We start from the raw sequence: 25948 nt of genomic DNA on the forward strand, positions 1-25948 counted from the left end.
GATTTGGTGCGCATAATGTATATTATGTTAAATACAATATCAGCTACGTACCAGCACCTCGATATCCAACGCCGTTCATACCTCACCTGCTTTGTCCTGGGTTTCTTCAGCATAATAAATGGCTAACCAAATCGTTGGCTCTTCAGTACTTGTCCATTCCACACGATGTCTGCACAACGCCGGGATATTTACGAAGTCACCGGCATTCATCACGCGCACTTCTTTCTCGTTTTCAAATTTTAAACCTGCCGAGCCCTGAAGCACTGTAACCCATTCACTTTGCGGCTGGCTGTACCAGAATCCCGGTGGACTCGCCTGACCGGTTGAAATAATTCTCTCGATACGCATATCTGGCTTCATCAATAATGGCTCGAACGTTTCTTCATTTCCCTCCTGTGCATTAACAGGAAAATCCTTAAACAGATTCGTCACCATCTCATTTCCACCTTTTGACATCAGAAATCGCACTTTGAACTGATCGCGCTACGTGATTTCTGGAATTACATCAGTACCCTAATCCTGCAGATTTCACGTAGCGTACCCATTTTCAGCATGTCTAAATGCTATAAACCTGCATAAGCCTTCTCGACTTTGGCCATGTATCTCGGTGCCTGAGGCGCCGGATGATACTGCCGGACATGCCAGTTAAACGCTTCGGGCGTCAGCTGATTGATCATCTGAATCGCGGTCTGGCGATTAGCAGAGAATGTTCGCAATAATGCGCCCGCACCATTTGCATAAGCCACTTCGGTTGCATAACGGCGTGTCAGCGGATCGTTAATCCAGTTTAGTTGCTGACGCTGCAATGCGCTGATGTATGCGGTTCCGAGGTCAATGTTGGTTTCCGGATCCAGCAAATCATCGTCATCAGGGCAGCCGCGTTTGCCTTTGTAGCGATAAGCATCACAGCCACTGGTTGATGCTTTAAGTTGCATCAAACCAATGGCATTTGAACGACTTACGGCTTCGGGATTAAAACCTGATTCGACCTGGATGATAGCCTTAACGAGTTTTCTGTCGACCTTATATTGGTCAGCAGCATCTTCAATTTCATCATCATAGGCATGCGTATCGTACTTCTTATATTTCGGCTTACTCGAGCAGCCAGCCAAAATCATCAGCATGATAATCACACTGAATCTGAAAGGTTTTTTTAGTAGAGAAATCATGAATTTCCACGGTTTTAATAAGTGAGTCTCAGCGCTGACAAGATACCGATATCATCCCTCAGGATCATGCATAAATCTGTTTTTTTTTACCCGAAAACCTGTGACAGACATGGAAGAATTGGCATCTGCACCCTGCTTTCGCTTTTAACTGCCGTAAAACGTTCTTATTTGCTAAACTCAAATCTGACTCATTTTGTATGAAAGGTATATTTAACGCCATGACAACCATTCTGGTTATCGTTCCTGACGGTGGCATGTTATTTGAAGCGGCAGGCATCGTCGATATCCTGATGCAGGCCAATCAGCTGCTGCCTGTTAATCCCCAAAGTTCGCCTTATCAGGTCGCGGTGGCCACCACGCAATCGCACCGTGTCGTTCATGGTATTTCAGGTCTGAACCTGCTGGCCGACCACCGGCTGTGTGATCTTGATCCGACAGAACCCCGTGACACGATTATTATCACCGGCAAAGGTCTGACTGAAGAAGAAAGCTCAAGCGTTGTTAACTGGCTGAAAAACGCGGCACCCCACGCGCGGCGTGTGGTGTCAATTTGTGGCGGTGCTATGTTGCTGGCTCATGCTGGTCTGCTCAATGGCCGTCATGCCACCACACACTGGCGGCTGCTTGATACCCTGCAGGCGAAATTTCCGCAGGTAAAAGTCGAACGCGGACCGATGTACGTTCAGGACGGTGAAATCTGGACATCCGGCGGTGTCAGTTCAGGTTTCGATCTCACCCTGGCCTTGGTAGAGGATGATCACGGCTTCAGCGTCGCCAGAAACGTCGCACAAAATCTGGTGATGTTTCTCCGCCGGCCTGGTGGACAAGCGCAATATAGCCGCTATCTTTTGAATCAGGCCAGCGATGGCCCTATCCGCGAGCTTCAGGCCTGGTTGCCTGAAAATCTTACCGGCGATTTATCTGTTGAAGGACTGGCCGGGCGCGTGGCAATGAGCCCGCGTAATTTTACCCGGGTATTCACTCGTGAAACCGGTATCACACCGGCGAAGTATGTCGAAGAAGTTCGCCTCAATGCTGCAAGACAGCTTCTTGAACAAACCACACAAGGCGTAGAGCAAATTGCACTCACCACGGGATTTGGTGGTGGCCTTAATCTGCGTCGTGTCTTTGAGAGAAATTTACAACTGACGCCTACAGAATACAGAGAACGTTTTTGCTCACGCATATTGGCGTAAATAGATCTATTGTTGTCATTTACGCCATCCCTTCTTCAGATTAGATTAACCCTAAGTCAGATAACTAAGGAGTTCATCATGGTCAAAGTTGGTATTAACGGATTCGGCAGGATTGGACGTAACGTATTGCGTGCTGCGCTCGGTCGCGATGATTTTCAGGTTGTCGCCATAAACGACCTGACTGACAGCAAAACCCTCGCTCACCTCCTCAAATATGATTCCCTCTCCGGTACCTTACAGGCAGACGTAAAAGCTGACGAAGGTCAGTTGCTGGTTGATGGCAAAACTGTCCGCGTATTTTCTGAAAGAGATCCTGCGGCTATTCCATGGAGCAGCGTGGGCGTTGACATCGTCATTGAGGCCACCGGTTTCTTCACTGAGAAAGAAAAAGCGGAAGTTCACATCACCCAAGGTGGTGCTAAACGCGTCATCATTTCCGCACCGGCCAAAAACGATGACATCACGATTGTGATGGGTGTAAACGATGGTCAGTATGACCCGGCCAAACATAAAGTTGTCAGTAACGGTAGCTGTACCACTAATGGCCTGGCTCCTGCGGCGCAGGTTTTGCATCAGACATTCGGCATTGAACATGGCCTGATGAATACCACACATGCCTATACCAACAGTCAGGCATTGCATGACCAGCCGGAAAAAGATTTGCGCGGCGCCCGTGCGGCGGCCGTATCTATTGTTCCTTATTCCAGCGGCGCGGCAAAAGCTATCGGTAAAGTCATTCCTGAACTGGATGGCCGTATGACCGGTTATTCACTGCGTGTGCCGGTCCCTGTGGTTTCCATCGTTGATTTGACGGTCAATCTGAAACGTGAAGCCACTGTTGAGGAAATCAACGCAGCATTCCGTAAGGCGGCTGAATCCGGCCCTCTGAAAGGAATTCTGGGGTACAGCGAAGAACCTTTGGTTTCCAGCGATTATCGCGGCGACCCGCGCTCTTCTATCGTCGACGGGCTTTCTACGCTGGTGATTGGCGGCAAACTGGTGAAGATCCTCGCCTGGTATGATAACGAATGGGGCTTCTCAAACCGTCTGGTCGATTTGGCTCTTTTGATGGAAGAACGGGGTCTATAATTCCCTCTTTTTCTGTAAGAATAATGACAGACACCGCCGGATGGCGGTGTTTTTTTATGGCTAACAGACGGGCACCGTTATTAAAAGCAATATACTGTATGTTGTAACTAAAATATCTATTCCTGTTAATGTTTCAACAAATCCTCTGTGTTACCACGCCCAGTAACGTCGCCAGTTTTTCAATTGTTTCGCCCTGATGTCCGATCCCTATCGCGCAATGATGTGCAGCTCCTCCGCATGACCAGTCTTTCGTAAATTCCCGCGCTGACAATGGGTAACGGTAACGGCTGTTGGTATTTCCGATATCCAGGATTTCTCCTTCGACCGACTGCCCTTCGGCATATTGTAAAATCACACGGTTATTGATGTCCTCGATGACAGAAAGGAACGTTACCGGGCCTTTGCGCACGCTCATCTGAATAGAAATGCCCTTCCCGGGTTTGCCGTGATAGACAGGTAACGGCACCAGACGCACTTCACCTTCTGCCATCAGCGGATGAGCTGGCCCGTCGTGCCCCCAAAGCACAACATCATCATCAAAATCAATACCATAAGGTTCAGAGAACGATCCCCCCGCTCCGAGCAGCGACATGATTTTCATGGCGATAACGTTCTTGATTTCATATTCACCAGCAACGGGAATATTGCGCCCCGTCAGCAGCGTATTGCCGAGGATCACCGACGTCACGATGTTCTCGTAAGCATTGCCCGGCGCCCCTTCATAATAATAGGCCAGTGCATCCAGCCCGTTATTATCAACCAGTTGCTCAAGCGCGACCGCGGTCGTCACTGCCCTTTCGAGCTCGGCTTTATCGCAACTGGTATCTGTGCGGAGACTTCTCCCGATTTCCTTCTGTTTCGCCTCACGTTGCGCATCACTGACCTGCTCACGCAAACTGTTCAGCTCGCACATCTCGAGGGGTTTAAAGCGGACACCTAATTTGGCTGAAAGATTGGTCATGTTGGAATACACATCCACCATGCCGTTGTAATAATGCCCCAGTACTCCCACCGTACTTTTGCCCAGCCGGATTTTTACGCCAATCGCGGTCAGCCATTGCTGTGTTTGCTGCCAGACATACGGGTCATTATTCAGCGCGCCGACAATCATCTCGTATGCAATGCCCGCACGGTTAAACACATTGGCCAGTTCCGGCGCGCTGCATGCCTGGCAATGTGCCAGCCATTCACCGGTCCGTGCCCCGCGATCGGTCATTTCACTGATAACCTGATAGGGAAGATGACGTTCAGGCTGAAGAGCCAGGATCAGCACCGGAACCTGAAATTGCTGCACCAGCGGTAACACTGTTGAACTCAGAGCGTAAGTGCTGATGGCGATAATAATGACGTCCGGAGAAACCTGTTTCAGTTCAGCGGCAAGCGTGTCGCTTTTTTCCACACTGTCGACCAGCCCGCCGTTATGAATGAGGATCTCCGGCGAAGTAAGTTGCTGCTCGATTTGCCCGAGATAGCCTGTCAGCCGTGCTTCCAGACCGGTGAATTGTGGCCAGTACGTATTAAGCCCTATCCCGAATAAGGCTGCGTTAAGCGGTCGTGAATTGCGCATAGTTTTTCCTCAGCTGATAACACGTTGAGGAGGAGTCTAAGGAGAGAGATGACCGTGAACCTTTGCGTGAAGGCCATAAACAAAAGAGGAGTGGCAAAAAAAACATTAAATTATAAAGTTGGAAGCAGGATCGCAATCCACTGCAACGCTACCCGGCGCTTGTCAGCGCCGGGAAAACAAGAAATCATTCTTCCTGCGGCCCTATCTGCATGAACGGGTTATAAGCAATTTCCCACAGATGTCCGTCCGGATCGGCGAAATACCCCGAATATCCGCCCCAGAAGACTTTTTGTCCGGGTTTGATCAGTTTGCCGCCCGCTTTCACTGCCTGCGCTAATACCGCGTCCACTTTAGCCTCACTGGCGACAGTTTGTGCCAGTGCCATACCGCGAAAACCCTGTCCTTCAGCGCTGACCTGCGCATCCTTTGCCAGCTCTTCCCAGGGGAATAACGACAACCAGGCACCGGCTAACTCAAAGAAGCTGACCCCGTCAGAATCAATGACCACTTTAGGGAAGCCAAGTCCGTGCTGATAAAACTCGGTGGCGATGGCTAAATCTTTTACGCCCAGGGTGATCATATTGATGACTGGTTGCATCGTAACTCTCCGTCATAGGGATGAAAATAATCATGAAAAAAACCTTGCTGACAGAATAAATACTTTTTGAATACTTTGCTTAGATCCTGCTTCCACTTGTCTCAAAATGTTAACAGCGCCCTCCCTTTTCTGGTAAATGTTGTCCATCGTGCTACTCTGACGCGACTAAAACCTGCTTACGCTCCGACAGTGAGGAACCTTTGACCACATTACGCCGCCGCCCGGAAGCAACCTCTCCCGCCGTTCGTTTTTTACCGGAGACCATTCATATTGGTCGCCAGTTGCGTACCTATTGTGATGCCCGCTTCAAAACTATTGGCCTGACTCTGGCCCGCGGTCAGGTGTTATTACATCTGGAAGCCGCCAATGGCCGCCTGCCTCAGGGCGAACTCACCTCGCTGCTGGAAGTCGAACACCCCACCGCTATCCGCCTGTTCGACAGTCTGGCTGAGCTCGGCTTGCTGGAACGTTGCCCCGGTGAAACCGACCGTCGTTCCAAAGACATTAAGCTGACAGAAGCCGGCACAGAACTTGCCAATCAGGTTCGCAGCATGACCGATGATATTCTTATCAGCGTGATGGAAGGCATTCCGCCTGAAAACGTAGATATCGCCCGCGGCGTTCTCGCCAGTATCACTGCCAATATCGCCGCATTGTAAGTGGCGTTTTACTCCTTCCGTATCTCCCTCCTTTTAGATTAATTACTTTCGTTACTGATTAGTTATTCGCTATTTGCATTTGTAAATATCACTGATATGAATAATTGAACTAGACACATATGACACGTCTTATTACATTATGTAGCAAGCTACAAACTAGTTGGGTAATGACTTACAAGGCATAACGATGACGACGCGTTCTGATTCAGATGTCCGGCAGGATGCCGGTGAATTATCAACACGGGATGCATCACCACAAACACTTCCACCAGAAACCGCCTCATCGAAAACGGAGACTGCACCGCCGGTTCCGCCGTCAACACATCACCCTTTTGCGGTTGAGGTCAGCACCTGGCTTTTGCAGTATCCGCGTCTGCGTATTGCAGTGTATGCACTGGCATCTCTGATTATCGGTATGACGCAGGGTCTGGGTATCAACCTGGTCAGTTCAAATCTGCCGGGAATTCAGGGGTCGCTGGGTATTTCCAACGTTGAAAGTTACTGGCTGGTGGCGGCCTACACGGCGACCAGTGTGACTGGCACGATCCTGCTTTATAAAATTCGCACACAGTTTGGTTTTCGCCGCTTCGGGGAATACGGGCTGCTGTTTTTTGCCGTGGCGTCTATGGCGCAAACCTTTACGCATGATTTCCAGACCGCGCTGGCCGTGCGCGCGGTGATGGGTTTTGCGATGGCGTCGCTCGGCCCGCTGGCGTTGTTTTATATGTTTGAAATCTTCCCCCCGGCCAAAAAGCTGACCGCCGGATTGTGTTTTGGTCTGGCGGGAAGCCAGATCGCCCTGCCGGTATCCCGCATTATTTCACCGCATCTGCTTGATCTCGGGCACTGGCATCAGCTGACCACGCTGGAATCCGGGCTGTCGCTGATCTGCCTGGCGATCATCTGGATTTTGCCGCTGACTCACCCGCCGCGGGTGAAAGTATTTGAGCGTACCGACTGGATAAGTTATCCGCTGATCGCCACTGCAGTGGCCTGTATGTCAGTGGTTCTGACGATGGGTCGTTATTACTGGTGGCAGGAAAAAGACTGGATTGGTGAAGTGCTGGTGGTCGGTATTATCGCGCTCACACTCTCTTTTATGGTCGAGTTAAAACGTAAGAATCCGATCATTGATTTGCGCTGGCTGATGACGCCGGAGATGTTGCTGTTTACCGGCTCCATGTTGTTCGTGCGAATGCTGCTGTCAGAGCAAACCACCGGTATGGTGGGATTTCTGAATCTGGTTGGACTGCTTAACGATCAGCTGGTCACGCTTTTCCTGGTGATCCTGGCGGCAACGTTTGCCGGGCTGGTCGTCGTCAGCATCATTCATAAAGCCAACCGGATTGTTTATATCCACCTTTTTTCGATTGCACTGATCGGCATTGCCTCGCTGATGGATGCCAGTTCGACGGTGGACACCCGCCCCGAACAGTTTTACCTGACGCAGGGCATGATCGCCTTTGCCGGTGCCATCTTCCTGCCGACCTCATTGTGGCTCGGTTTTGTCCGCGCGCTGCAGTTCGGGCAAAGCCAGATCATCAGTTTTGTGCTGGTTTTTCTCTCGACGCAAAACATCGGGGCGCAGGTAGGCAGCGCATTCCTGGGCACCATTCAGATCCTGCGGGAAAAGTTTCACTCAGCCGCACTGGTGGAACATATCAATTTGCAAAATCCGCTGGTTGCCGAACGTATTGCGCAATACAGCCACCTGCTGAAACCGGTCTTAAATGACGGAACCCAGCTCAACGCCGAAGGTCTGGCCCTTCTTAGCCAGAAAGTCACACAACAGGCCGGTCTGCTGGCTTACAACGATGTTTTCATGGTGGTTTCTTATATGTCGCTGGGCTGTTTTGCCGTCCTGTGCGCACATATTTGGGTCGGAAGGATCCAGACAAAAAAACGTGCAGCCGCTGAGGCTGTTGCATAAATAACGGGCTTTTGCTGGTGAATCAAAAAGAGTGAAACGGAAAAACTGATGAAAAATATATTTCGTTACCCATCCATTATTGTGATGCTTTGCCTCGGGATTATCGGGGTCATGATTGTGTTATACAGCTGGCAGTTATTTCCGTTTAATTCTCAGGTCGAATCGACGGACAACGCCTACATACGCGGCAATGTCACCCTGCTCAGCCCGCAGGTTTCCGGCTATATCACCGATGTGAAAGTACAGGATTTTATGTCGGTGAAAAAAGGTGACCTGCTGTTTGTTATCGACGACAGCACCTATCGCCAGGAATTTCTGCAGGCACAAGCCGCGGCAGCGCAGGCTCAGGTGACGTTGCAGAACTTCGAGCAAAACCGGGCTTCCGGCGCGGCCAGCCTGCAACTGGCTGAGGCGGAACTGCAGAGTGCGCAGGCGACACAAAGCAAAGCGACGCTGGATACCGGCCGCAACGGCCCGCTGCTGGAAAAAGGTCTGGTTTCCAAAACCACTGGCGATGAGCTTCATGCTGCATTGCTGACCGCACAGGCAAACGTGGCCAAAGCCCGCGCATCGGTCAATATCGCCCGTCAGAGTCTGGCGCTGGTGGATGCTAATAAAGCGTCGCTGGCCGCCGCATTTAAAGCCGCACAGGCCAGGGTAGAAGTCGCACAAATCAATCTGCAACATACGCAGATTGTGGCCCCTTCTGACGGACAACTGGGGGAAGTCAGTGCGCGGCTGGGACAATACGTCAGCGCCGGAACGCAGTTAACCTCGATTACACCGAAAACAGTCTGGGTGACCGCCAATTTCAAAGAGCGCCAGCTGGCGGGCATGGCGGTCGGAACGCCGGCGTCATTCACCGTCGATGCCCTTAACGATCATACTTTTAAGGGACATGTGGTGAGGATTGCTCCCGCAGCGGGTTCTGAGTTCAGCGTGCTGAAAGCCGACAACGCAACGGGAAATTTCACCAAGATTTCTCAACGCATCGCCGTGCGTATCGAACTGGAACCCGGACAGCTGCAAAGTGATCAACTCCGGCCGGGCATGTCGACCGTCGTCAGCGTCGATACTTCACAGGCACCAGAAAGCTGAGCGCATCAGGCTCAGCCTGTAATATCAGCATAATAACGCTGCGCTACGTCGGGATGTGAGCGCAGCCGCCCTTTCAGATAATTGAAGCCGACGTCGCGGAATAACGGATTAAGCGGATCGCTGGCCTCTCCCCGCGCCTCTTTTGCCAGATCCTCAGGCAACGGAAACAGCGGCACCACGGCATCCAGCTGAGCACCCAGGAAAAAGGCCAGCGACAACCGCTCAGCTCCGGCGGGTGGCGAAACCACGCGATGTACGGTGGCGCGCAGATAGCCGTTAGTCGCCAGTTCAAGCAACTCGCCGATATTCACCACCAGCGTATCTGCCACCGGTAAGGCATCTACCCACTGATTTTTCTCGACTTCAACCTGCAAGCCGCGTTGTTGATCCTGAAGTAAAAAGCTGAGAAATCCGGAATCCTTATGCGCGCCCACACCCTGATTTCCGCTGCCTTCTGAACGCCCCGGATAACGGATTAGCTTGATGTGCTCATTAGGTTTTTCGCCGTAAAGCGCATCAAACGCATCTTCCGGCAGCCTCAGCGCCAGCGCAAAGGCGCGTAAAAGTCGTAATGACATCGCTGTCATTTCCTGCTGCCAGTGCAGCAGCAACGGCCGCAGTTCGGGCAGCGCGGCGGGCCACTGATTTGGCCCCTGCAATCGCGCCCACGCCGGGGTGTTGTCACTGACCGGCAGTTTCTGACGTTCTGCACCGAGATCAAACTGTTCACGCCAGTCAGGCTGACCCCGTGTGATTTCCGAGGCGGCACGGTTATAGCCGCGAAAATGCGAAGAGTGAATCATCGCCACCGACAGTTTTTCTTCTTCCGGCAACGCAAAGAATTCGCGCGAGACCCGTTGCACCGCACGGAGCAACTGCGCATCGACACCGTGATTTTTAAGATAAAAGAAACCGATTTCCCGGGCGGCGTAGCGCAACTGTGAAAGAAACGCGTCGCGCTGGTCAGGCGAACCCGAAAACTGGCTGAAGTCGATCAGGGGAATAGAGGTAACAGTCTGGCTCATTGCGAACTCCGCAGTGACAGGAACAGCATTCAACGCTATCACAACGTCAGAACGGGTGACCAATAGCCAGATGGTCTGGTTTATATTGCGAGGTTATGAAAAAAGACCACGAAAAAATACGAAAACTACCGGCTCTTCCGTGAGCCAGAGTAAGGATTTACGCAGACGATTTGCTGCCAAGGTAGCGATACACCACTGCCAGATCCTGATCGCCATAACCGCCGTCAACAGCGCTTTGCCAGGTCTGACTGATGCGCTTCATCACCGGCAGTTCGAGCTGACTGCCTGCTTCAATCGCCAGATTAATATCTTTCAGCGCCCAGGTCAGCTGCATCTGCGGGGTATAATCGCCGCTTTTGAACATTTCCATTTTACCTTTGATATACGGCGCTGCCAGAGGTCCGCCTTCCAGCACGTTCCATAGGTCATCGGTAGTGAAACCCAGTTCTTCTGCCAGTTGGGTACTTTCTGCAATCCCTTCCATCATGGCAATCAGCCAGGCATTAACGACCAGCTTCATTTTCGAGGCGCGCCCTGCTTCGCCCAGCCATTTGGTCGCCTTAGAAATAGCGGCAAAGACCGGCTCAACCGCAGCGCCCTTCTCGCGATCGCCGCTGGCCAGTACCACAATCTGCGCCTGCTCAGCCGGGGCTTTGGTACCAGAAACCGGCGCGTCAAAGAAGATGACATCCGGACGCTGCGCCTTAATCAGTGCAATCAGAGATTCGGTACCTTCCACGCCCAGCGTGCCCATCTGGGCAATAATCCCGCCCTGTTTAAGACCGGCAAGCAGACCATTATCGCCCTGATACACGTCTATCGACGTTGCCCCGTCAGACAGCATGGTGATCACCACATCCGCGCCAAGTACCGCTTCACGCGGGGTTTGTCCGCGCACCGCGCCAGCTGATACTAAATCATCACCACGGGAAGAGGTACGGTTCCACACGCGGGTGGTGAATCCTTTTTTAATCAGGTTTGCGGCAAATGCATGCCCCATTGCACCCAGTCCCAGCACTGCGACGACAGGTTGTTGCGAATCGGTTTGCTGACTCATGCCTTACTCCTTGTGATAACAATCAATAATGTAAAAAGGCTAACATCACAGGTCTCGGCTGCGATAGTGGGTTCTGTAAGCGAATGCAACAGAAAGGCTGATATTACTTAACCTATGCTGCCTAAGTGGCGTAACATACGCGCTTTCATGCCTGGGCGTGGCCGGGATTTATCCGGGCAGCTTATGATTTGACTGATAATTTTCAGGAGTAACAAGCATTATGAGTAAAGTCGTTTTAATCGGGATCATTTCAGTCATTTTCGTATTGATGGTTTTGATGCTGGGTTCTGTCTATGTGTATCCGTGGTGGATGCAGCGTTCAACTGAAGGCGCCTGTGCTCAGATAACCAAAGATAACGCCATTGATACGGTGACCCGTGACTACATGGAAAACCGCATCCCGAACTGGGGCAATGATAAAGATAATATGGGCACTTCCGTGCCGGTTCTGAACTTTATCAGCGATGACGTGAAAGAAGATAAAGGGACTTACCACATTCCCTTCAGCGCTAAAGGCCCGAATGGCACGCTGGGTTATGTCGCACACTTCAACTGCTCCAACCATTATGTGAAGTATTCCACTGTCGAATAGTCGTTTAGCGGGTTTTGAAAGCAACGTCGTCCGGTAACTTCATGCAAGGGATCGTTTATGCCGTTGATCAAACTAAAGATCAGCGCCGATCATCGGGATCCCCTTATTGATCGGCGTAATTTCCATCAGTTCAGAAGGGTTTGTTTTCAGGCCAGCACCGACGTCAGAACAGTAACAGAGATAAAGTCAGCGCCTGCAGCGACTCCGGGACGTAATTCGACTACACTGTTAGCCACTTTCCTCACAGGATGCAGTAACCATGAAAAGACTGACTCAACAAGATATGACGGAAAGCGAGCAGCGTGAGCTGAAAACTCTGCTGGATAAAGCCCGTAAAGCACAGGGCCGTGAGCTGACGAATTCGGAAAATAACCGGATTAAAGATGATTACATCGATACATTGATGGCAGAAAAAGAAAAAGTGGCTGCTAAAGCCCGTGCTGAAAAGCGTCGTAATAAAGCCGTTCCAAGTACCTCCGCAACCTATGACTGGACAGCCCGCACCCATCCGCGCGGCCGCCGTTAAGTATTAATGCAGCCTCTGCGTTCCTCACGCAGAGGCCACAGCGTTAAGCCTGACCTGCTAATAACGTAAAACCGTGTGTCCCGTCCTTCTCCAGTTGCGCGACTAAACCATATTCCCAGTCGAGATAATCCTGCATGGCCTGCGGGCTGACATTCGTTCCTTCATACGGACGCTTATAGCGATCCTGTGCATTGTCCAGATACGCCGATTCACCGCGTTCCAGAGGCAACCCGGCTGCAATCCAGCCTACGGTCCCCTTCTCCAGCAGATAAACTTCTTTACCCGTCAGTGCGGCCACTTCGGTGACAGCGTAACGTGCCAGTAACCCGCTGGTGCAGGTGATCACCCAGCGCTGTTTTTCAGGCTGTGCAGCGATAATCTGCGGGATATTAGCGCGTGTGGTCCAGACAGCACCGGGAATACGGCGGTTCAGGAAGTTGGCACTGGTGGTCAGATCAAGCACGCCGGTGTTTTCGTCGCTCAGCCAGTTCAGCAGTTGCTCGGGTTTAACCGACTCAACCGCCGGAGCGGGCGCCACCTGTGCCTGCCAGTCGCCTTGCTCATTCAGATCATCCGGCTGAACATCGGCCACATACACTTCCCAGTTCATCTGCGCCAGCCAGGAAGCCGCCATTCTTGCGCGTACACCGTCATTATCTACCAGCACGATGCGGGCACCGCGCACGCTCGCCGTGTGATCGGTTTCCTGAACCAGCTGACCGCCAGGGACGTGGCGTGATCCAGCCAGATGACCGGCGCGGTATTCCTCAGCGGTACGCACATCAAACAGATACAGCGTGCGTGAATCATCCCGCTGCCAGTCATGAACTTGTGACAACGTCACAGAGCGCACACCTGCCCGAATTGCCAGAGCCTGCGCACCTTTCAGGGCAAACGTTCTGGCGCTTTCGCTGAGCTCAGGAAAATGCGCCAGCTGATTATGCGCCAGAGACTGACCTGCCAGCGTCCAGCCAATTGTCCCGTTACGTAAGGCGGTCACCGGCTGGGTCACTCCGGCATTGATCAGCGACTGCGTGCCGATGATACTGCGGGTGCGTCCGGCGCAGTTAATCACGATATGTGTCTTTTCGTCCGGCACCACATCGCGCAGACGCAGCGCCAGTTCGCCGCCCGGAACGCTGACGCCACCGGGAATGCTCATGGCCTGAAACTCGTCAAAGCGGCGGACATCCAGCACTGCAATGTTTGCGCCCTGCTGTTGCAGCGCCTGCACCTGTTCTGCGCTCAGCGATGGCGTGTGGTAATGATGTTCCACCCATTCGCCAAAGGCTTTACTTGCCGCATTCACGTCAATAAAGATTTCGCCGCCAGCTTCGCGCCATCCCGCCAGATCGCCTGCCAGTAAGGCGATATCCTGATAACCCAGCGACTTCAGAAATTCAGCGGCACGCACCGCTTTACGCTCACCACGGGTCTCATCGTAAAACTCGCCATTGTCGTACAACGTGATCGCTGTGCGACGATTTGGAATACGATCCAGCACGTCCAGTTCCAGCTTCGACAGTGAAAGATTAGCGGCAAACAGCGGATGTCCGGTAGCAAATGCCGCTTCCTCGCGCACATCAATCAGTGCCACTTCCTGCCCTTCGCGCAGGGCTTCATGCAGCCCGGAAAAATGGCGCAATGGCCACGCATGCAAATCAGTCATGAGTTTTCTCTTTGGACAGATCCCATATATTGGGAAGACAGGAACCGGAATAGCCGGAGATAAAGGTTTTCTCAGTGCCATCAGGCAGATAGACCGCTCGCGATACCGCACCAATATTGTCGCCGTAAACATGAATACTGACCGATACCCGGTCGCTGTAGACATTGCTCACCTGATGAATATCCAGCACATCCGGCGCAATTTTCTCGACGTCACCCGATTGCAGGGTGACGGGTTTGCCCTCCGGTTGCAGTGAGCCATCGGGATGACGTGCGTAGTTCTGACTGATTTCCGCGCCCCGCAGCATACCAATCAGTCCCCAGACCCGATGGTCATGAATCGGCGTTTTTTGCCCCGGCCCCCAGACAAAGCTGACGACGGAAAAGCGCGAAAGCGGATCGGCATACAACAAATATTGCTGATAATGCTCAGGATGCGGTTGTGCAAACTCGTCGGGCAGCCAGCTGTCATGGCGGATAAGTTCGCCCAGCAGACGACTTCCCTGCGCCAGAATTTCTGTCTGCCCGTGCGGTTCCTGCACCAGCCGCGTGAAATCCGCCAGGAATTGCCGCAGCGGCGCGACCTGTAATGTTGTCATGGCTTTCCTCTTCTCTTTATCTCATCAGAGACAACTCAGCACCGTTATCACCACAGGCTAGCACCGGCGAAACACAACCAAAATTCATTTTATGGATAAGCTAATATGCAAATCACACATAAAATTGTGCATCAGGATCCAGCTTCCCGCTTAAAATTGATTTATTCTGCCTGACTGACCAATGACGATATCGGGCAAGAAAATGCCTGTAGAAATGGCCAATTAAGCGAGCCAATTACATAAAGAGTGCTGATGAAAATTGAAGACCTGACTGCTTTTGTGGCAGTGATACGCCTGCAATCCACCCGCCTCGCTGCCGATGAACTGGGGCTGACGCAACCGGCCATTACCCGCCGGGTACAGAATTTCGAAGAATCGCTGGGCATTGCGCTTCTCAACCGCCAGACCAAACCGCTGAAACCTACGCTGATGGGCAACCGTGTTTATCAGCAATGCCGTCATATTTTGCGCGAAGTGGATGCCCTGACCGATCTGGTTGCCGCCGACAGCCCGCCGTCCGGCCTGTTGCGTCTTGCGGTACCACAAAGCCTGAGCGAAAGCAGTCTGCTGCCTGCACTGAAAAAACTCTCATCGCAGTTCCCGGAGATCCAGCCACGTTTGTCGAGCGGCTGGGGCGAGGAGCTGTTATTGCGCGTGCAGAGCCAGGAGCTTGAAGCCGCTGTCGTGCTGTTTCCGCTCAGTAAACAGTTTCCGGAAGGTGTGGAAAATCAACCGCTGGGCGCGGTGGATCTGGTGGTTGTCGGACCGAAGGATCCGCAGGCTTTGCCGCAGAGACTGGAGGATTGCTATCAGCGCGGATGGATCCTGAATCCGCAGGGGTGTGGTTTTCGTGCCGCGTTACAACGTGCGCTGACCGAGCAAGGGTTGCCGCTGCTGATTAATCTCGAAGCGTTTGGAACGACGTTGCAGTTATCACTGATTGCCGAAGGTCGCGGACTGGGACTGATGCCCCGCGCTCTGGTTGAACACCACGCGCTGCGCGATCAGCTGGAATTGTATGCCCTGAAAGATTTCGCCCCGCGCAGTCAGCTGTGGCTTATCTATCCGAATGTCCCGGCCAGTCAGATCCCTGCAATCGATGCGTTTGCGGCAGCGATTGCAGAAGGATTAGATTTGGCAGACGTGCATAAGCCTTCAACCTGCTAAGCGGATTCCCTTTCCACCAGCGCCGGAGGCACAATGATGTTTTGTGCTTCAAGATTTTGTCCGCCGATCCGCAGCAGCAGACGCCTTGCCGTGGCATGACCAATTTCACGGGCTGAGTTGGCAATCGACGTCAGCGGCGGTTCGGTCAGTTCAGACTCAGGCGCGTCTTCCATGCCGATCAGGGCGATTTTCTGCTGATAAAAACTGTCCACCGCCCCGCCGCCGACTTCAGCGCCGGTGCGTAACACGCCAAAGTAAGCGCCCAGAGCGACAGACGATTTATGGCAAACAATGGCGCTGATTTTCGGGTAGTGCGACAGCAAGGTTTCTGCCGCATCGGCCGCACATTTTTGCTGATAATCGCACTCGATAATCCATTCACTGCGAAACGGCAGACCGTACTGTAATAACGTGGCGCAGAAACCGCCGAGACGTTCGGCGCGGGTTAACGAATGGCTTTCGCCGCCCAGATAAGCAATTTGTTTATGACCATGCTTGATCAGATATTCCGTGGCCATTTTTGCGGCCAGCATATTATCGGGGCGCACCACATCGATACCTTCAATACCGCCTGAACGCGCGGCACACACCAGCGGCACGCCCTGCTCTTCAGCTCTTTCTTTCAGCCCTGCGACTGAATTCACCCCGCCGGCGATCACAATGCCGTCCACGCCATGCGTGAGTAAGGTTTCAAAACAGCGCATCAGCCCTTTGCCGGTTGAACCGCTTTGCAGCAGAAATAACACTTTCCCCTGCGCTTCAAACATTTCGCTCAGACCCGCGGTCATTTCGGCATAAAACGGCTCACAGATATCGCGCACAATCAGCCCGACAACCCCGGATTCACCGCCCCGCAGCGTACTGGCCTGACGGTTACGCACGAAACCCAGTTCATCCACAGCGCGGTTCACCCGCTCTGCCGTGGTTTGAGAGATCCGCCCTTTTCCGCTGAGCACCAGCGAAACGGTAGTGACCGAAACACCGGCATGTTGCGCCACATCGATAATGGTTATTTTTTTATGATTCATCAGACATTGTCGTTCATATCAAACTCCATGAAACGGGATCCTTTCCCGTCCGCTGCATTGCCCGCGGAATTCTACCGCAGGAAAAATTAGCGTGGTCAGACAGTTATACCTAATTTGACGTAATGAGTAAAACGTTTAACCTCCACTTTACCAGCGCTGTACGGGCATGATCGAATAATGTGAGGTACAACACGTATTATTTAGGTAAAACGTTTTATCTTAGCCGCCGTCACCACACAGCCTAATAAAACAACTCAGGGAGCGGGTATGCCTGCCACTAAAAAACAAAAAATTACACTTTGGGAATTTTTCCAAAGCTTAGGGAAAACCTTCATGTTGCCGGTCGCCTTGCTGTCCTTCTGCGGCATCATGCTGGGTATCGGCAGTTCATTAAGCAGTCACGACGTGGTTACGTTGTTGCCTGCTTTAGGTAATCCCATTCTCCAGCTGATTTTCGTCTGGATGAGCAAGGTCGGTTCGTTCGCGTTCAGCTTCCTGCCGGTGATGTTCGCTATCGCTATCCCGCTGGGCATGGCGCGTGAAAACAAAGGTGTCGCCGCGTTCTCCGGCTTCGTCGGTTTCGCAGTGCTGAACCTGGCGATCAACTTCTTCCTCACTGCTAACGGTACGTTGCCGACAGTGGATCCGGCGGTTCTGAAAGCCAACAACATTCAGATGATCCTCGGGATCCAGTCTATCGACACCGGTATTCTGGGCGCGGTCATTGTTGGTATCATCGTTTACATCCTGCATGAACGTTACAACACCATCCGTCTGCCGGATGCACTGGCGTTCTTCGGCGGTACCCGTTTCGTGCCTATCGTGACGACCGTGGTGCTGGGTCTGGTTGGTTTGATTATCCCGCTGATCTGGCCTTTCTTCCCCGCAGGGATCAACGGTCTTGGCCGTCTGATCCAGGGCGCGGGCGTGTTTGGTCCGATGATCTTCGGTTCCGGTGAACGTCTGCTGTTACCTTTCGGTCTGCATCACATTCTGGTTGCGCTGATCCGCTTCACTGAAGCAGGCGGCACGCTGGATGTTTGTGGTCGCGAAGTGAGCGGCGCACTGACTATCTTCCAGGCGCAGCTTTCCTGTCCGACCACTCACGGTTTCTCTGAAAGCGCGACGCAGTTCCTGTCTCAGGGTAAAATGCCAGCCTTCCTCGGCGGCTTACCGGGTGCAGCACTGGCGATGTACCACTGCGCGAAACCAGAAAACCGTCATAAAATTAAAGGCCTGCTGATTTCCGGCGTAGTAGCTTGTGTGGTTGGCGGTACGACTGAACCGATCGAATTCCTGTTCCTGTTCGTGGCACCGGTTCTGTATGTTATCCACGCACTGCTGACCGGTCTGGGCTTCACGATCATGTCGGTTCTGGGTGTAACCATCGGTAATACTGATGGCAACATCATCGATTTCGTGGTCTTCGGTATCCTGCACGGTACAGCGACCAAATGGTATCTGGTGCCGCTGGTGGCCGCTATCTGGTTCGCGGCTTACTACGCAATCTTCCGCTTCTCCATCATGCGCTTTAACATTAAAACGCCGGGTCGTGAATCTGAGAATATGCCAGCCGCAGCAGCCGTACCGTCTTCCAGCAAATCTGGCTACAACGTGCCGGTTATTCTGAGCGCGCTGGGCGGTGCCGGTAACATCGTTTCACTGGATAACTGCATCACGCGTCTGCGTCTTTCGGTTGCGGATATGTCACTGGTTGACGATGCTACGCTGAAAGCTAACCGTGCGATTGGTGTCGTGCATCTTAACGAGCACAACCTGCAAGTGGTTATCGGCCCGCAGGTGCAGTCAGTGAAAGATGAACTGGATTACCTGATCCGCACCGCGGCCAGTCACAGCGCACCGGAACCGGTCACCGCGTAAAATTCTGATTAACAGGGCGACTTATGTCGCCCTTTTCTGCTTTATTCAGGGAGTGAAACGAATGTCCTCAGCTTCTTTTGATTTCGATACCGTGACCGATCGTCATGGCACCTGGTGTACTCAGTGGGATTATGTCGCCGACCGTTTTGGCAGCGCCGACCTGTTGCCCTTTACCATCTCAGACATGGATTTCCCCGCCGCGCCGTGCATTCTTGATGCGCTGCAAAAACGCCTGCAACACGGCGTTCTCGGTTACAGCCGCTGGCATCATGACGATTTCCTCGACGCGGTGGCGCACTGGTATCAGCAGCGTTTTAACAGCCAGATTGACACTGACATGGTGGTGTATGGCCCGTCAGTGATTTATATGGTTGCGCAACTTATCCGCCAGTGGAGCCAGCCGGGTGACAGCGTGGTGACATTTACGCCCGCCTACGACGCATTCTTTAAAGTAGTGGATGGCAATAAGCGCCAGATGCTGGCCTGTCCGCTGATCAAAAACGGTAACGACTGGTCGCTGAATGCTGAACATCTGGAAAGCCTGCTGGCGCAACCGGCCTGCTCCTTGCTGTTGCTGTGCAGCCCGCACAATCCGACCGGTAAAGTCTGGACGCGCGAAGAACTGACGCTGATCGCTGAGCTGTGTGAACGTCACAACGTGCGGGTGATCAGTGATGAAATCCATATGGATATGGTCTGGGGCGAAAATCAGCATACGCCGTGGAATGAAGTTGCGCGCGGTGAATGGGCATTACTGACGTCAGGCTCGAAAAGCTTCAACATCCCTGCGCTGACCGGCGCTTACGGGCTGATCAGCCACAAGGCACAGCGCGAAACTTACCTGCATCAGCTGAAAGCCTGTGACGGGTTATCGTCTCCTGCGGTGCTGGCGGTTCACGCCCACGTGGCAGCGTATCACCACGGTGAACCCTGGCTGGATGCGTTACGTGAATACCTGAAAGCCAATCTGCATTACGTCGCAGACCAGCTGAATGCCGCATTCCCGCAGCTCAACTGGCAACCACCGCAGTCTACCTATCTGGCGTGGATTGATTTACGTCCGCTGGGGCTTGACGATAAACAGCTGCAAAAAGAGCTGATCGAACATCAAAAAGTCGCGATCATGCCGGGTTATACCTACGGCGAAGAAGGCAACGGCTTCCTGCGCCTGAACGTCGGTTGCCCGCGTTCGAAGGTGGAAGCCGGTGTACAGGCTTTGATCCGCGCAATAAAAAACTTGCAGCAATAACCGTGCAGCTCCCTCCCCTGCGAAGGGGAGGGTTGGGGTGGGGTATCACAAGAGAAACAACGGGTTAAGTGACCCCACAGGCGATGGTCTGGTCTGTGAAACCCCCTCCTGACCTCCCCCTGCGAAGGGGGAGGAGCTTAGTTGCGCAACAACATTTCATTCAGGGTGATTCTACAGTTATAATACCCCGCACATTTCAATAATAATGAGTGCACACCATGATCGACACACGCCTTCCCCTGACCGATATTCACCGCCACCTTGATGGCAACATCCGCGCTCAAACCATTCTCGATTTAGGCCGTCAGTTTAATCTGACCCTGCCTGCCAATGAAATCGAAGCCCTGCGCCCGCACGTGCAGGTGATGCATACCGAGCCGGATCTGGTGAGTTTTCTGCAAAAACTCGACTGGGGCGTCAAAGTGCTGGGCGATCTGGATGCCTGCCGCCGTATTGCTAAAGAGAACGTTGAAGATGCCGCGCGTGCCGGTCTGCATTACACCGAACTGCGTTTCTCCCCTTACTACATGGCGATGAACCACAAACTGCCGGTGGCTGGCGTGGTGGAAGCGGTGATTGAAGGGATCCGCGAAGGTCAGCAACATCATGATATCGATGTGCGTCTGATCGGCATTCTGAGCCGTACTTTTGGTGAAGACGCCTGTCTGCAGGAACTGGAAGGCCTACTGGCGCACCGCGATGGCATTACCGCGCTGGATCTGGCCGGTGATGAACTGGGCTTCCCCGGCAGCTTGTTCCTCAGCCACTTTAACCGCGCACGTGACGCGGGCTGGCGCATTACCGTTCATGCCGGTGAAGCGGCAGGTCCGGAAAGCATCTGGCAGGCTATCCGTGAACTGGGTGCAGAACGTATCGGCCACGGCGTGAAAGCGGCGCAAGACCCTGAACTGATGGACTTCCTGGCGAAGCACCAGATTGGTATCGAATCCTGTCTGACTTCAAACATTCAGACCAGCACCGTCGGCTCTTTCGAAAACCACCCGCTGGCAGTATTCCTGCGCCACGGCGTGCTGGCGTCTATCAATACCGATGACCCGGCGGTTCAGGGTATCGAGATTGCCAACGAATATAACGTTGCCGCGCCAGCTGCTGGTCTGACTCAGGAAGAAATCCGTCAGGCGCAAAAGAATGGCCTGACTATGGCGTTCCTGACTGAAACTGAGAAGCAGGCTATTCGCGATAAAGTGTCCGCGTAACTGTTTTTTAAGCAACAAAAAAGGGCGGGATACTATTCCCGCCCTTTTCTTTTTTATTCAGTGTGTTAAACCGGCTTAACTTCTTCTTTCTTCACTACCGCTTCAGCTTCTTCACGCGCCACACGTTTGGCATAACGCGAAGCCAGCACCGCGCAGACCATCAGCTGGATCTGATGGAAAATCATCAGTGGCAACACCATCGCGCCCACAGCCGCCGCCGGGAACAGCACATTCGCCATCGGAATACCGTTCGCCAGACTTTTCTTCGAGCCGCAGAACACAATAGTGATTTCATCTTTGGTATTGAAACCAAACAGACGGGCCACGTAGGTGTTGATAATCAGCACAATCGTCAGCAGCACAATTGAACAACCGAGGATCGCCAGCAGTGACCATCCGTCGATCTGATGCCATATCCCTTCAACCACGGCAGCGCTGAATGCCACATAAACCACCAGCAGTATCGAAGAACGGTCAGTAATATTGACGATTTTTTTATGACGCTGCACCCACGCACCAATCAGCGGACGGCACAGATGCCCGATAATAAACGGCACCATCAGCTGTAAAACGATAGATCCGATGGCGTGCAAGGTGTCACTGGTGCCGCCCTGCGTGTGCATCAGCAAGCCAACCAGCACCGGCGAGAGGAATACGCCGAGAATACTGGATGCCGACGCGCTGCAAATCGCCGCCGGAATATTACCACCCGCCACTGAGGTATAAGCAATCGCCGACTGCACGGTCGCTGGCAGTGCGCAAAGATACAGGAAGCCGTAATACAACGTCGGCGTCAAAATACCCACTGGCACCAGCCATTTCATGCCCAGACCCAGGAGCGGGAACAGCGCGAAGGTGCTGAGGAACACCACCAGATGCAAGCGCCAGTGGCTGATCCCCGCCATAATGGCTTCACGGGAAAGCTTCGCCCCATGCATAAAGAACAGCAGCGCGATAGCGGCCGTGGTCAGGTAGCCGAAGAAGATTTTATAAATTCCTTCACACGGGAAAAATGAAGCGACGACGACGACACAGACCAGGATCAGCAAAAATTTGTCGATTTTCAGACGTTGTAACCAGGACATGAACCTTCCTTGCAAAGTGAATAACAAATGAAAAATAAAAGTGCCACGAAAGTGACACTTCATAAACGCAGACGACTTATTAGTTCTTAATGACTTTCAGCGTCGCCTGTTGCTCAGAGGACTGGATCCCCAGTTCGATCATTTCCATGACGCGGATAGCATCTGCGGCCGGTACCGGATTATCGCCCTGTCCGTTAATCGCATCGCGCACACCGGCATAATAGGCCGGATAATTGCCCGGAATGGTCTGCAGTGATTTCTCAGCCAACACGCCATCGTGACTCAGCGTAATCACGCCATCTCGTTTGTCGAATCCCCAGTCAGCTTGTGGTAAACGTTCACCGGCTTTCAGTCGATCCTCCTGTGGATCCAGACCAAATTTCACGTAGCTGCCCTTTTCACCCTGCACGATAAAGCGCGCTGTTTCTGCCACTGCATACACGGTGCTGTGCAGCACGACGCGACGGCGCGGATACGTCAGCACGGCGTTAAAATAATCCACCGCTTTGCCGCCGGGACGCAGCACGGCCAGATCAGCCTGCAAGGTTTCCGGCACACCGAACAGTTGCAGCGCCTGATCCAGCAGATGCGAACCCAAATCAAACCAGATACCGCTGCCCGGTGCATCGCTTTCACGCCAGCGTTCCTGCACCTGTGGTTTATAGCGATCGTAATGGGATTCGAAATACACAACCTCGCCGAGCGCGCCTTCTTCAATCAGCGTTTTAACCGTGAGGAAATCGGAATCCCAGCGACGGTTATGGAACACCGACAGTACCTTGCCTTTTTCACGTGCCAGCGCATCCAGCTCGCGGGCTTCTGCCAGCGTGACGGTAAAAGGCTTATCCACGATCACATGTTTACCGGCTTCCAGCGCCAGCTTAGCCAGAGGGAAATGCGTGGTATTAGGCGTCGGGATCACCACCAGATCGATGGAAGCATCAGCAAACAGCTTTTCCGGCGAATCGACTACCGCCACATTGGGCCAGTCGGCATGGACTTTACCGGCATCGCTGCTGGAAACCACGGCAAGTTCCAGACCGGGCGTACCGTCGATCAGCGGGGAATGAAAAGTTTTACTGGCGAAGCCGTAGCCGATGAGGCCTACGCGGAGGGTCTGGGTCATATGATTTCCTTTATTTAACGGTCTTGCCCGTCAGGACGCTAATCATCTGATTTGACACCAGCTTACAAAGCTGGACAAGAGAAATTTTTCGTGGGCTTGCTGCCCACACAGGCCAGAGAATTGGGTTCGCCGCCCAAACGGGCCTTAAGGTCAAGGTCAAGGTCGTGGGTTGCCACCCAAACTGGCCTTAAGGTCAAGGTCGTGGGCTCGCCGCCCACACTGGCCCAAAGGGTTTTAAACGAAACCCTTTGGAATCCTGCGTTTTTTTAACTGCGCGCTACGCTCGCTGGCTATGTTTCAGGAAGCACGGCGACAGGCTGGAAATCTTGCCGCTGTGCGGTTCCTTCTCTCGGTCTTCGAGCCATAGGTCTCGAAGCCGCTCCGTTCAGCAAGATTTCTGAATCACCCGCACCATCTTAAATTCAAAGGCAAAATGTCTTTTATCTTTTAGAAAAGTTATTGGCGTGCTCAAAAATGGCACCGAATGAACGGTTCGAGACCTATGGCTCGAAACCTGAAATTCGGAAATCGCGCAGCGATGACATTTTGCGCCACTCACCAATGCGCCGGAACATGTCCGTCGTACCTGCGACAGCGCGCAGTGAAAAAGCGCGGAGTCCAGAGGCCCGCGCGTTACCGGGTCTCTGGTCGGTGTGGGCCGACGCCCACGGTCTTGACCTTAAGGCCAGTGTGGGCGGCGAGCCCAAGGTCTTAACCTTAGGGAAGGCAAGTCAGATCATCGGCAGGTTCAAATGATTCCGTTCTGCGCACGCCTGCGCCTGATCATACCCCGCATCCGCATGGCGCATCACTCCCGTCGCCGGGTCATTCCACAGCACGCGTTCAAGCCGCGCATCAGCTTCTTTGGTGCCGTCGGCCACGATCACCATACCGGCATGTTGCGAGAAGCCCATACCCACGCCGCCGCCGTGATGCAGACTCACCCACGTTGCGCCACCCGCCGTATTAAGCAAGGCGTTAAGCAGCGGCCAGTCGGAAACCGCATCCGAGCCGTCTTTCATGGCTTCGGTTTCCCGGTTTGGCGAGGCCACAGAACCGGTGTCCAGATGATCACGGCCAATTACTACCGGCGCTTTCAGCTCACCGTTGCGTACCATTTCATTGAACGCCAGACCGGCAATGTGACGCTCGCCCAGCCCAAGCCAGCAAATACGTGCCGGTAATCCCTGGAAGGCAATCCGCTCACGCGCCATATCCAGCCAGTTGATAAGATTGGCGTTATCCGGGAATAACTCTTTCAGTTTGGCGTCGGTTTTATAGATATCTTCCGGATCCCCGGAAAGCGCTACCCAGCGGAACGGGCCTTTACCTTCACAGAACAGCGGACGAATGTAAGCCGGTACAAAACCCGGGAAATCAAAGGCATTAGCAACGCCTTCGTCTTTAGCGACCTGACGGATATTGTTGCCGTAATCCACGGTCGGAATACCCATCGCATGGAAATCCAGCATCGCCTGAACGTGTTTAGCCATCGACGCGCGCGCGGCTTTTACCACAGACTGCGGGTCTGACTGACGTGACTCCTGCCATTTCTCCAGGCTCCAGCCTTCCGGCAGATAGCCGTTCAGCGGGTCATGGGCAGAAGTCTGGTCAGTAACGATATCCGGGCGCAAACCGCCTTCTTTGGCACGTGCCACCAGCTCTGGCATGATTTCAGCGGCATTCCCCAGCAGGCCAACAGAAATGGCTTTCTTCTCAGCGCAGGCTTTTTCAATCATCGCCAGCGCTTCATCAATGCTGTGCGCTTTGTAATCGAGATAACGGGTGCGCAGACGGAAATCAATGCGCGATTCCTGACATTCAATCGCCAGCACACAGGCACCGGCCAGCACGCCCGCCAGTGGCTGAGCACCGCCCATGCCGCCCAGACCGGCAGTGAGGATCCATTTGCCACGCAGGTCGCTGTTGTAATGCTGACGCCCTGCTTCCGCAAAGGTTTCATATGTACCCTGCACGATGCCCTGCGCACCGATGTAAATCCAGGAACCGGCGGTCATCTGGCCGTACATCATCAGACCGGCTTTATCCAGCTCGTGGAAGTGATCCCAGTTCGCCCAGTGCGGCACAATGTTGGAGTTGGCAATCAGCACACGTGGTGCGTCAGTGTGGGTGCGGAAAACACCCACCGGTTTGCCGGACTGCACCAGCAGGGTTTCGTCTTCGCGTAGCTTGCGCAGACTTTCGAGAATGCCTTCAAACGCAGGCCAGTTACGCGCTGCTTTACCAATCCCGCCATACACCACCAGATCTTCCGGGCGCTCAGCGACATCCGGATCCAGGTTGTTCTGGATCATGCGGTACGCCGCTTCAATCAGCCAGTTCTGGCAGCTCAGTTCTGTGCCATGTGGCGCACGGACAACACGGGCAACCGCCGTTTTTTGTGGAGCGTTCATTGTCGTTT

The 25948-nt window shown here is 53.2% G+C and carries 23 protein-coding genes; 11 read left to right on the forward strand and 12 right to left on the reverse strand.

Annotated elements, in window-relative coordinates; translation table 11 throughout:
• Positions 1-75 precede the first annotated feature (75 nt).
• Both ACJY2G_RS15800 and ACJY2G_RS15805 read right to left on the reverse strand, forming a co-directional pair.
• Positions 76-435, reverse strand: coding sequence for a cupin domain-containing protein (locus ACJY2G_RS15800; protein WP_430320507.1), 360 nt, complete (start codon positions 433-435; stop codon positions 76-78).
• A gap of 128 nt (positions 436-563) precedes the next feature.
• On the reverse strand, positions 564-1169 hold the full coding sequence (locus ACJY2G_RS15805) for a transglycosylase SLT domain-containing protein (RefSeq protein ID WP_430320508.1): 606 nt from the start codon (positions 1167-1169) through the stop codon (positions 564-566).
• 218 nt (positions 1170-1387) lie between these two features.
• On the opposite strand from ACJY2G_RS15805, the gene ACJY2G_RS15810 reads away from it, so the two are divergent.
• Both ACJY2G_RS15810 and gap read left to right on the forward strand, forming a co-directional pair.
• Complete coding sequence (locus ACJY2G_RS15810; protein ID WP_430320509.1) at positions 1388-2365, forward strand: GlxA family transcriptional regulator; 978 nt, start codon at positions 1388-1390, stop codon at positions 2363-2365.
• Between the two features lie 78 nt (positions 2366-2443).
• Positions 2444-3454: a type I glyceraldehyde-3-phosphate dehydrogenase gene (gap, locus tag ACJY2G_RS15815; RefSeq protein WP_112287027.1), complete on the forward strand. Its 1011-nt coding sequence runs from the start codon at positions 2444-2446 to the stop codon at positions 3452-3454.
• A 133-nt stretch (positions 3455-3587) separates the two neighbouring features.
• Here gap and ACJY2G_RS15820 read toward each other — a convergent pair whose 3' ends face one another.
• Together ACJY2G_RS15820 and ACJY2G_RS15825 are read right to left on the reverse strand one after the other, a co-directional pair.
• The gene (locus ACJY2G_RS15820) at positions 3588-5021 is read right to left on the reverse strand and encodes an arabinose isomerase (protein WP_430320510.1); all 1434 of its coding nucleotides are present in this window, start codon (positions 5019-5021) and stop codon (positions 3588-3590) included.
• Positions 5022-5205: 184 nt separating this feature from the next.
• On the reverse strand, positions 5206-5619 hold the full coding sequence (locus ACJY2G_RS15825) for a VOC family protein (protein WP_112287025.1): 414 nt from the start codon (positions 5617-5619) through the stop codon (positions 5206-5208).
• 200 nt (positions 5620-5819) lie between these two features.
• Between ACJY2G_RS15825 and ACJY2G_RS15830 the strand changes: the two genes are divergently transcribed.
• The 3 genes from ACJY2G_RS15830 to ACJY2G_RS15840 all read left to right on the forward strand — a co-directional run bounded on the left by ACJY2G_RS15830 (position 5820) and on the right by ACJY2G_RS15840 (position 9306).
• Positions 5820-6278, forward strand: coding sequence for a MarR family winged helix-turn-helix transcriptional regulator (locus tag ACJY2G_RS15830; RefSeq protein WP_430320511.1), 459 nt, complete (start codon positions 5820-5822; stop codon positions 6276-6278).
• A 187-nt stretch (positions 6279-6465) separates the two neighbouring features.
• Positions 6466-8208 (forward strand): MFS transporter, encoded by a 1743-nt coding sequence (locus ACJY2G_RS15835; protein ID WP_430320512.1) that lies wholly within the window; start codon positions 6466-6468, stop codon positions 8206-8208.
• 48 nt (positions 8209-8256) lie between these two features.
• Positions 8257-9306, forward strand: coding sequence for an HlyD family secretion protein (locus ACJY2G_RS15840; RefSeq protein ID WP_430320513.1), 1050 nt, complete (start codon positions 8257-8259; stop codon positions 9304-9306).
• Positions 9307-9317: 11 nt separating this feature from the next.
• On the opposite strand, the gene ACJY2G_RS15845 is transcribed toward ACJY2G_RS15840, so the two are convergent.
• Both ACJY2G_RS15845 and ACJY2G_RS15850 read right to left on the reverse strand, forming a co-directional pair.
• The gene (locus ACJY2G_RS15845) at positions 9318-10331 is read right to left on the reverse strand and encodes an isopenicillin N synthase family dioxygenase (protein WP_430320514.1); all 1014 of its coding nucleotides are present in this window, start codon (positions 10329-10331) and stop codon (positions 9318-9320) included.
• A 157-nt stretch (positions 10332-10488) separates the two neighbouring features.
• Positions 10489-11388, reverse strand: a complete 900-nt coding sequence (locus tag ACJY2G_RS15850) for an NAD(P)-dependent oxidoreductase (protein ID WP_430320515.1) — start codon at positions 11386-11388, stop codon at positions 10489-10491.
• A 220-nt stretch (positions 11389-11608) separates the two neighbouring features.
• Here ACJY2G_RS15850 and ACJY2G_RS15855 point away from each other — a divergent pair, with 220 nt between their 5' ends.
• A complete protein-coding gene (locus ACJY2G_RS15855) occupies positions 11609-11980 on the forward strand; it encodes a protein YebF (RefSeq protein ID WP_120163885.1) in 372 nt (123 codons plus the stop codon).
• A gap of 259 nt (positions 11981-12239) precedes the next feature.
• Positions 12240-12506 carry a DUF3811 domain-containing protein gene (locus tag ACJY2G_RS15860; RefSeq protein ID WP_015697358.1) on the forward strand — a complete coding sequence of 89 codons (267 nt, stop codon included), beginning with the start codon at positions 12240-12242 and terminating at the stop codon, positions 12504-12506.
• 43 nt (positions 12507-12549) lie between these two features.
• Here ACJY2G_RS15860 and ACJY2G_RS15865 read toward each other — a convergent pair whose 3' ends face one another.
• Together ACJY2G_RS15865 and ACJY2G_RS15870 are read right to left on the reverse strand one after the other, a co-directional pair.
• Positions 12550-14175 (reverse strand): rhodanese-like domain-containing protein, encoded by a 1626-nt coding sequence (locus ACJY2G_RS15865; protein ID WP_430320516.1) that lies wholly within the window; start codon positions 14173-14175, stop codon positions 12550-12552.
• Positions 14168-14773: a cysteine dioxygenase gene (locus ACJY2G_RS15870; protein WP_430320517.1), complete on the reverse strand. Its 606-nt coding sequence runs from the start codon at positions 14771-14773 to the stop codon at positions 14168-14170. The genes ACJY2G_RS15865 and ACJY2G_RS15870 overlap by 8 nt, the downstream gene beginning before the upstream one ends.
• Before the next feature lie 252 nt (positions 14774-15025).
• On the opposite strand from ACJY2G_RS15870, the gene ACJY2G_RS15875 reads away from it, so the two are divergent.
• The gene (locus ACJY2G_RS15875; RefSeq protein WP_112287017.1) at positions 15026-15940 is read left to right on the forward strand and encodes a LysR family transcriptional regulator; all 915 of its coding nucleotides are present in this window, start codon (positions 15026-15028) and stop codon (positions 15938-15940) included.
• On the opposite strand, the gene malI is transcribed toward ACJY2G_RS15875, so the two are convergent.
• The gene (malI, locus tag ACJY2G_RS15880; protein WP_112287016.1) at positions 15937-16968 is read right to left on the reverse strand and encodes a Mal regulon transcriptional regulator MalI; all 1032 of its coding nucleotides are present in this window, start codon (positions 16966-16968) and stop codon (positions 15937-15939) included. The genes ACJY2G_RS15875 and malI overlap by 4 nt on opposite strands.
• Before the next feature lie 267 nt (positions 16969-17235).
• Between malI and malX the strand changes: the two genes are divergently transcribed.
• The 3 genes from malX (at position 17236) to add (ending at position 21315) form a co-directional block, all read left to right on the forward strand.
• A complete protein-coding gene (malX, locus tag ACJY2G_RS15885) occupies positions 17236-18849 on the forward strand; it encodes a maltose/glucose-specific PTS transporter subunit IIBC (protein ID WP_439291921.1) in 1614 nt (537 codons plus the stop codon).
• Positions 18850-18910: 61 nt separating this feature from the next.
• Positions 18911-20098 carry a MalY/PatB family protein gene (locus ACJY2G_RS15890; RefSeq protein WP_430320518.1) on the forward strand — a complete coding sequence of 396 codons (1188 nt, stop codon included), beginning with the start codon at positions 18911-18913 and terminating at the stop codon, positions 20096-20098.
• A 218-nt stretch (positions 20099-20316) separates the two neighbouring features.
• On the forward strand, positions 20317-21315 hold the full coding sequence (gene add / locus ACJY2G_RS15895; RefSeq protein WP_430320519.1) for an adenosine deaminase: 999 nt from the start codon (positions 20317-20319) through the stop codon (positions 21313-21315).
• Positions 21316-21380: 65 nt separating this feature from the next.
• On the opposite strand, the gene ACJY2G_RS15900 is transcribed toward add, so the two are convergent.
• The 3 genes from ACJY2G_RS15900 to hutU form a co-directional block, all read right to left on the reverse strand.
• Positions 21381-22400, reverse strand: coding sequence for a bile acid:sodium symporter family protein (locus ACJY2G_RS15900; RefSeq protein ID WP_439291922.1), 1020 nt, complete (start codon positions 22398-22400; stop codon positions 21381-21383).
• 79 nt (positions 22401-22479) lie between these two features.
• Positions 22480-23526 carry an oxidoreductase gene (locus ACJY2G_RS15905; protein WP_430320521.1) on the reverse strand — a complete coding sequence of 349 codons (1047 nt, stop codon included), beginning with the start codon at positions 23524-23526 and terminating at the stop codon, positions 22480-22482.
• Between the two features lie 731 nt (positions 23527-24257).
• Positions 24258-25940 (reverse strand): urocanate hydratase, encoded by a 1683-nt coding sequence (hutU, locus tag ACJY2G_RS15910; protein WP_159282513.1) that lies wholly within the window; start codon positions 25938-25940, stop codon positions 24258-24260.
• Positions 25941-25948: the final 8 nt, after the last annotated feature.

Source organism: Rahnella sp. ATs2, assembly GCF_051851855.1.
Taxonomy (GTDB): domain Bacteria; phylum Pseudomonadota; class Gammaproteobacteria; order Enterobacterales; family Enterobacteriaceae; genus Rahnella; species Rahnella variigena.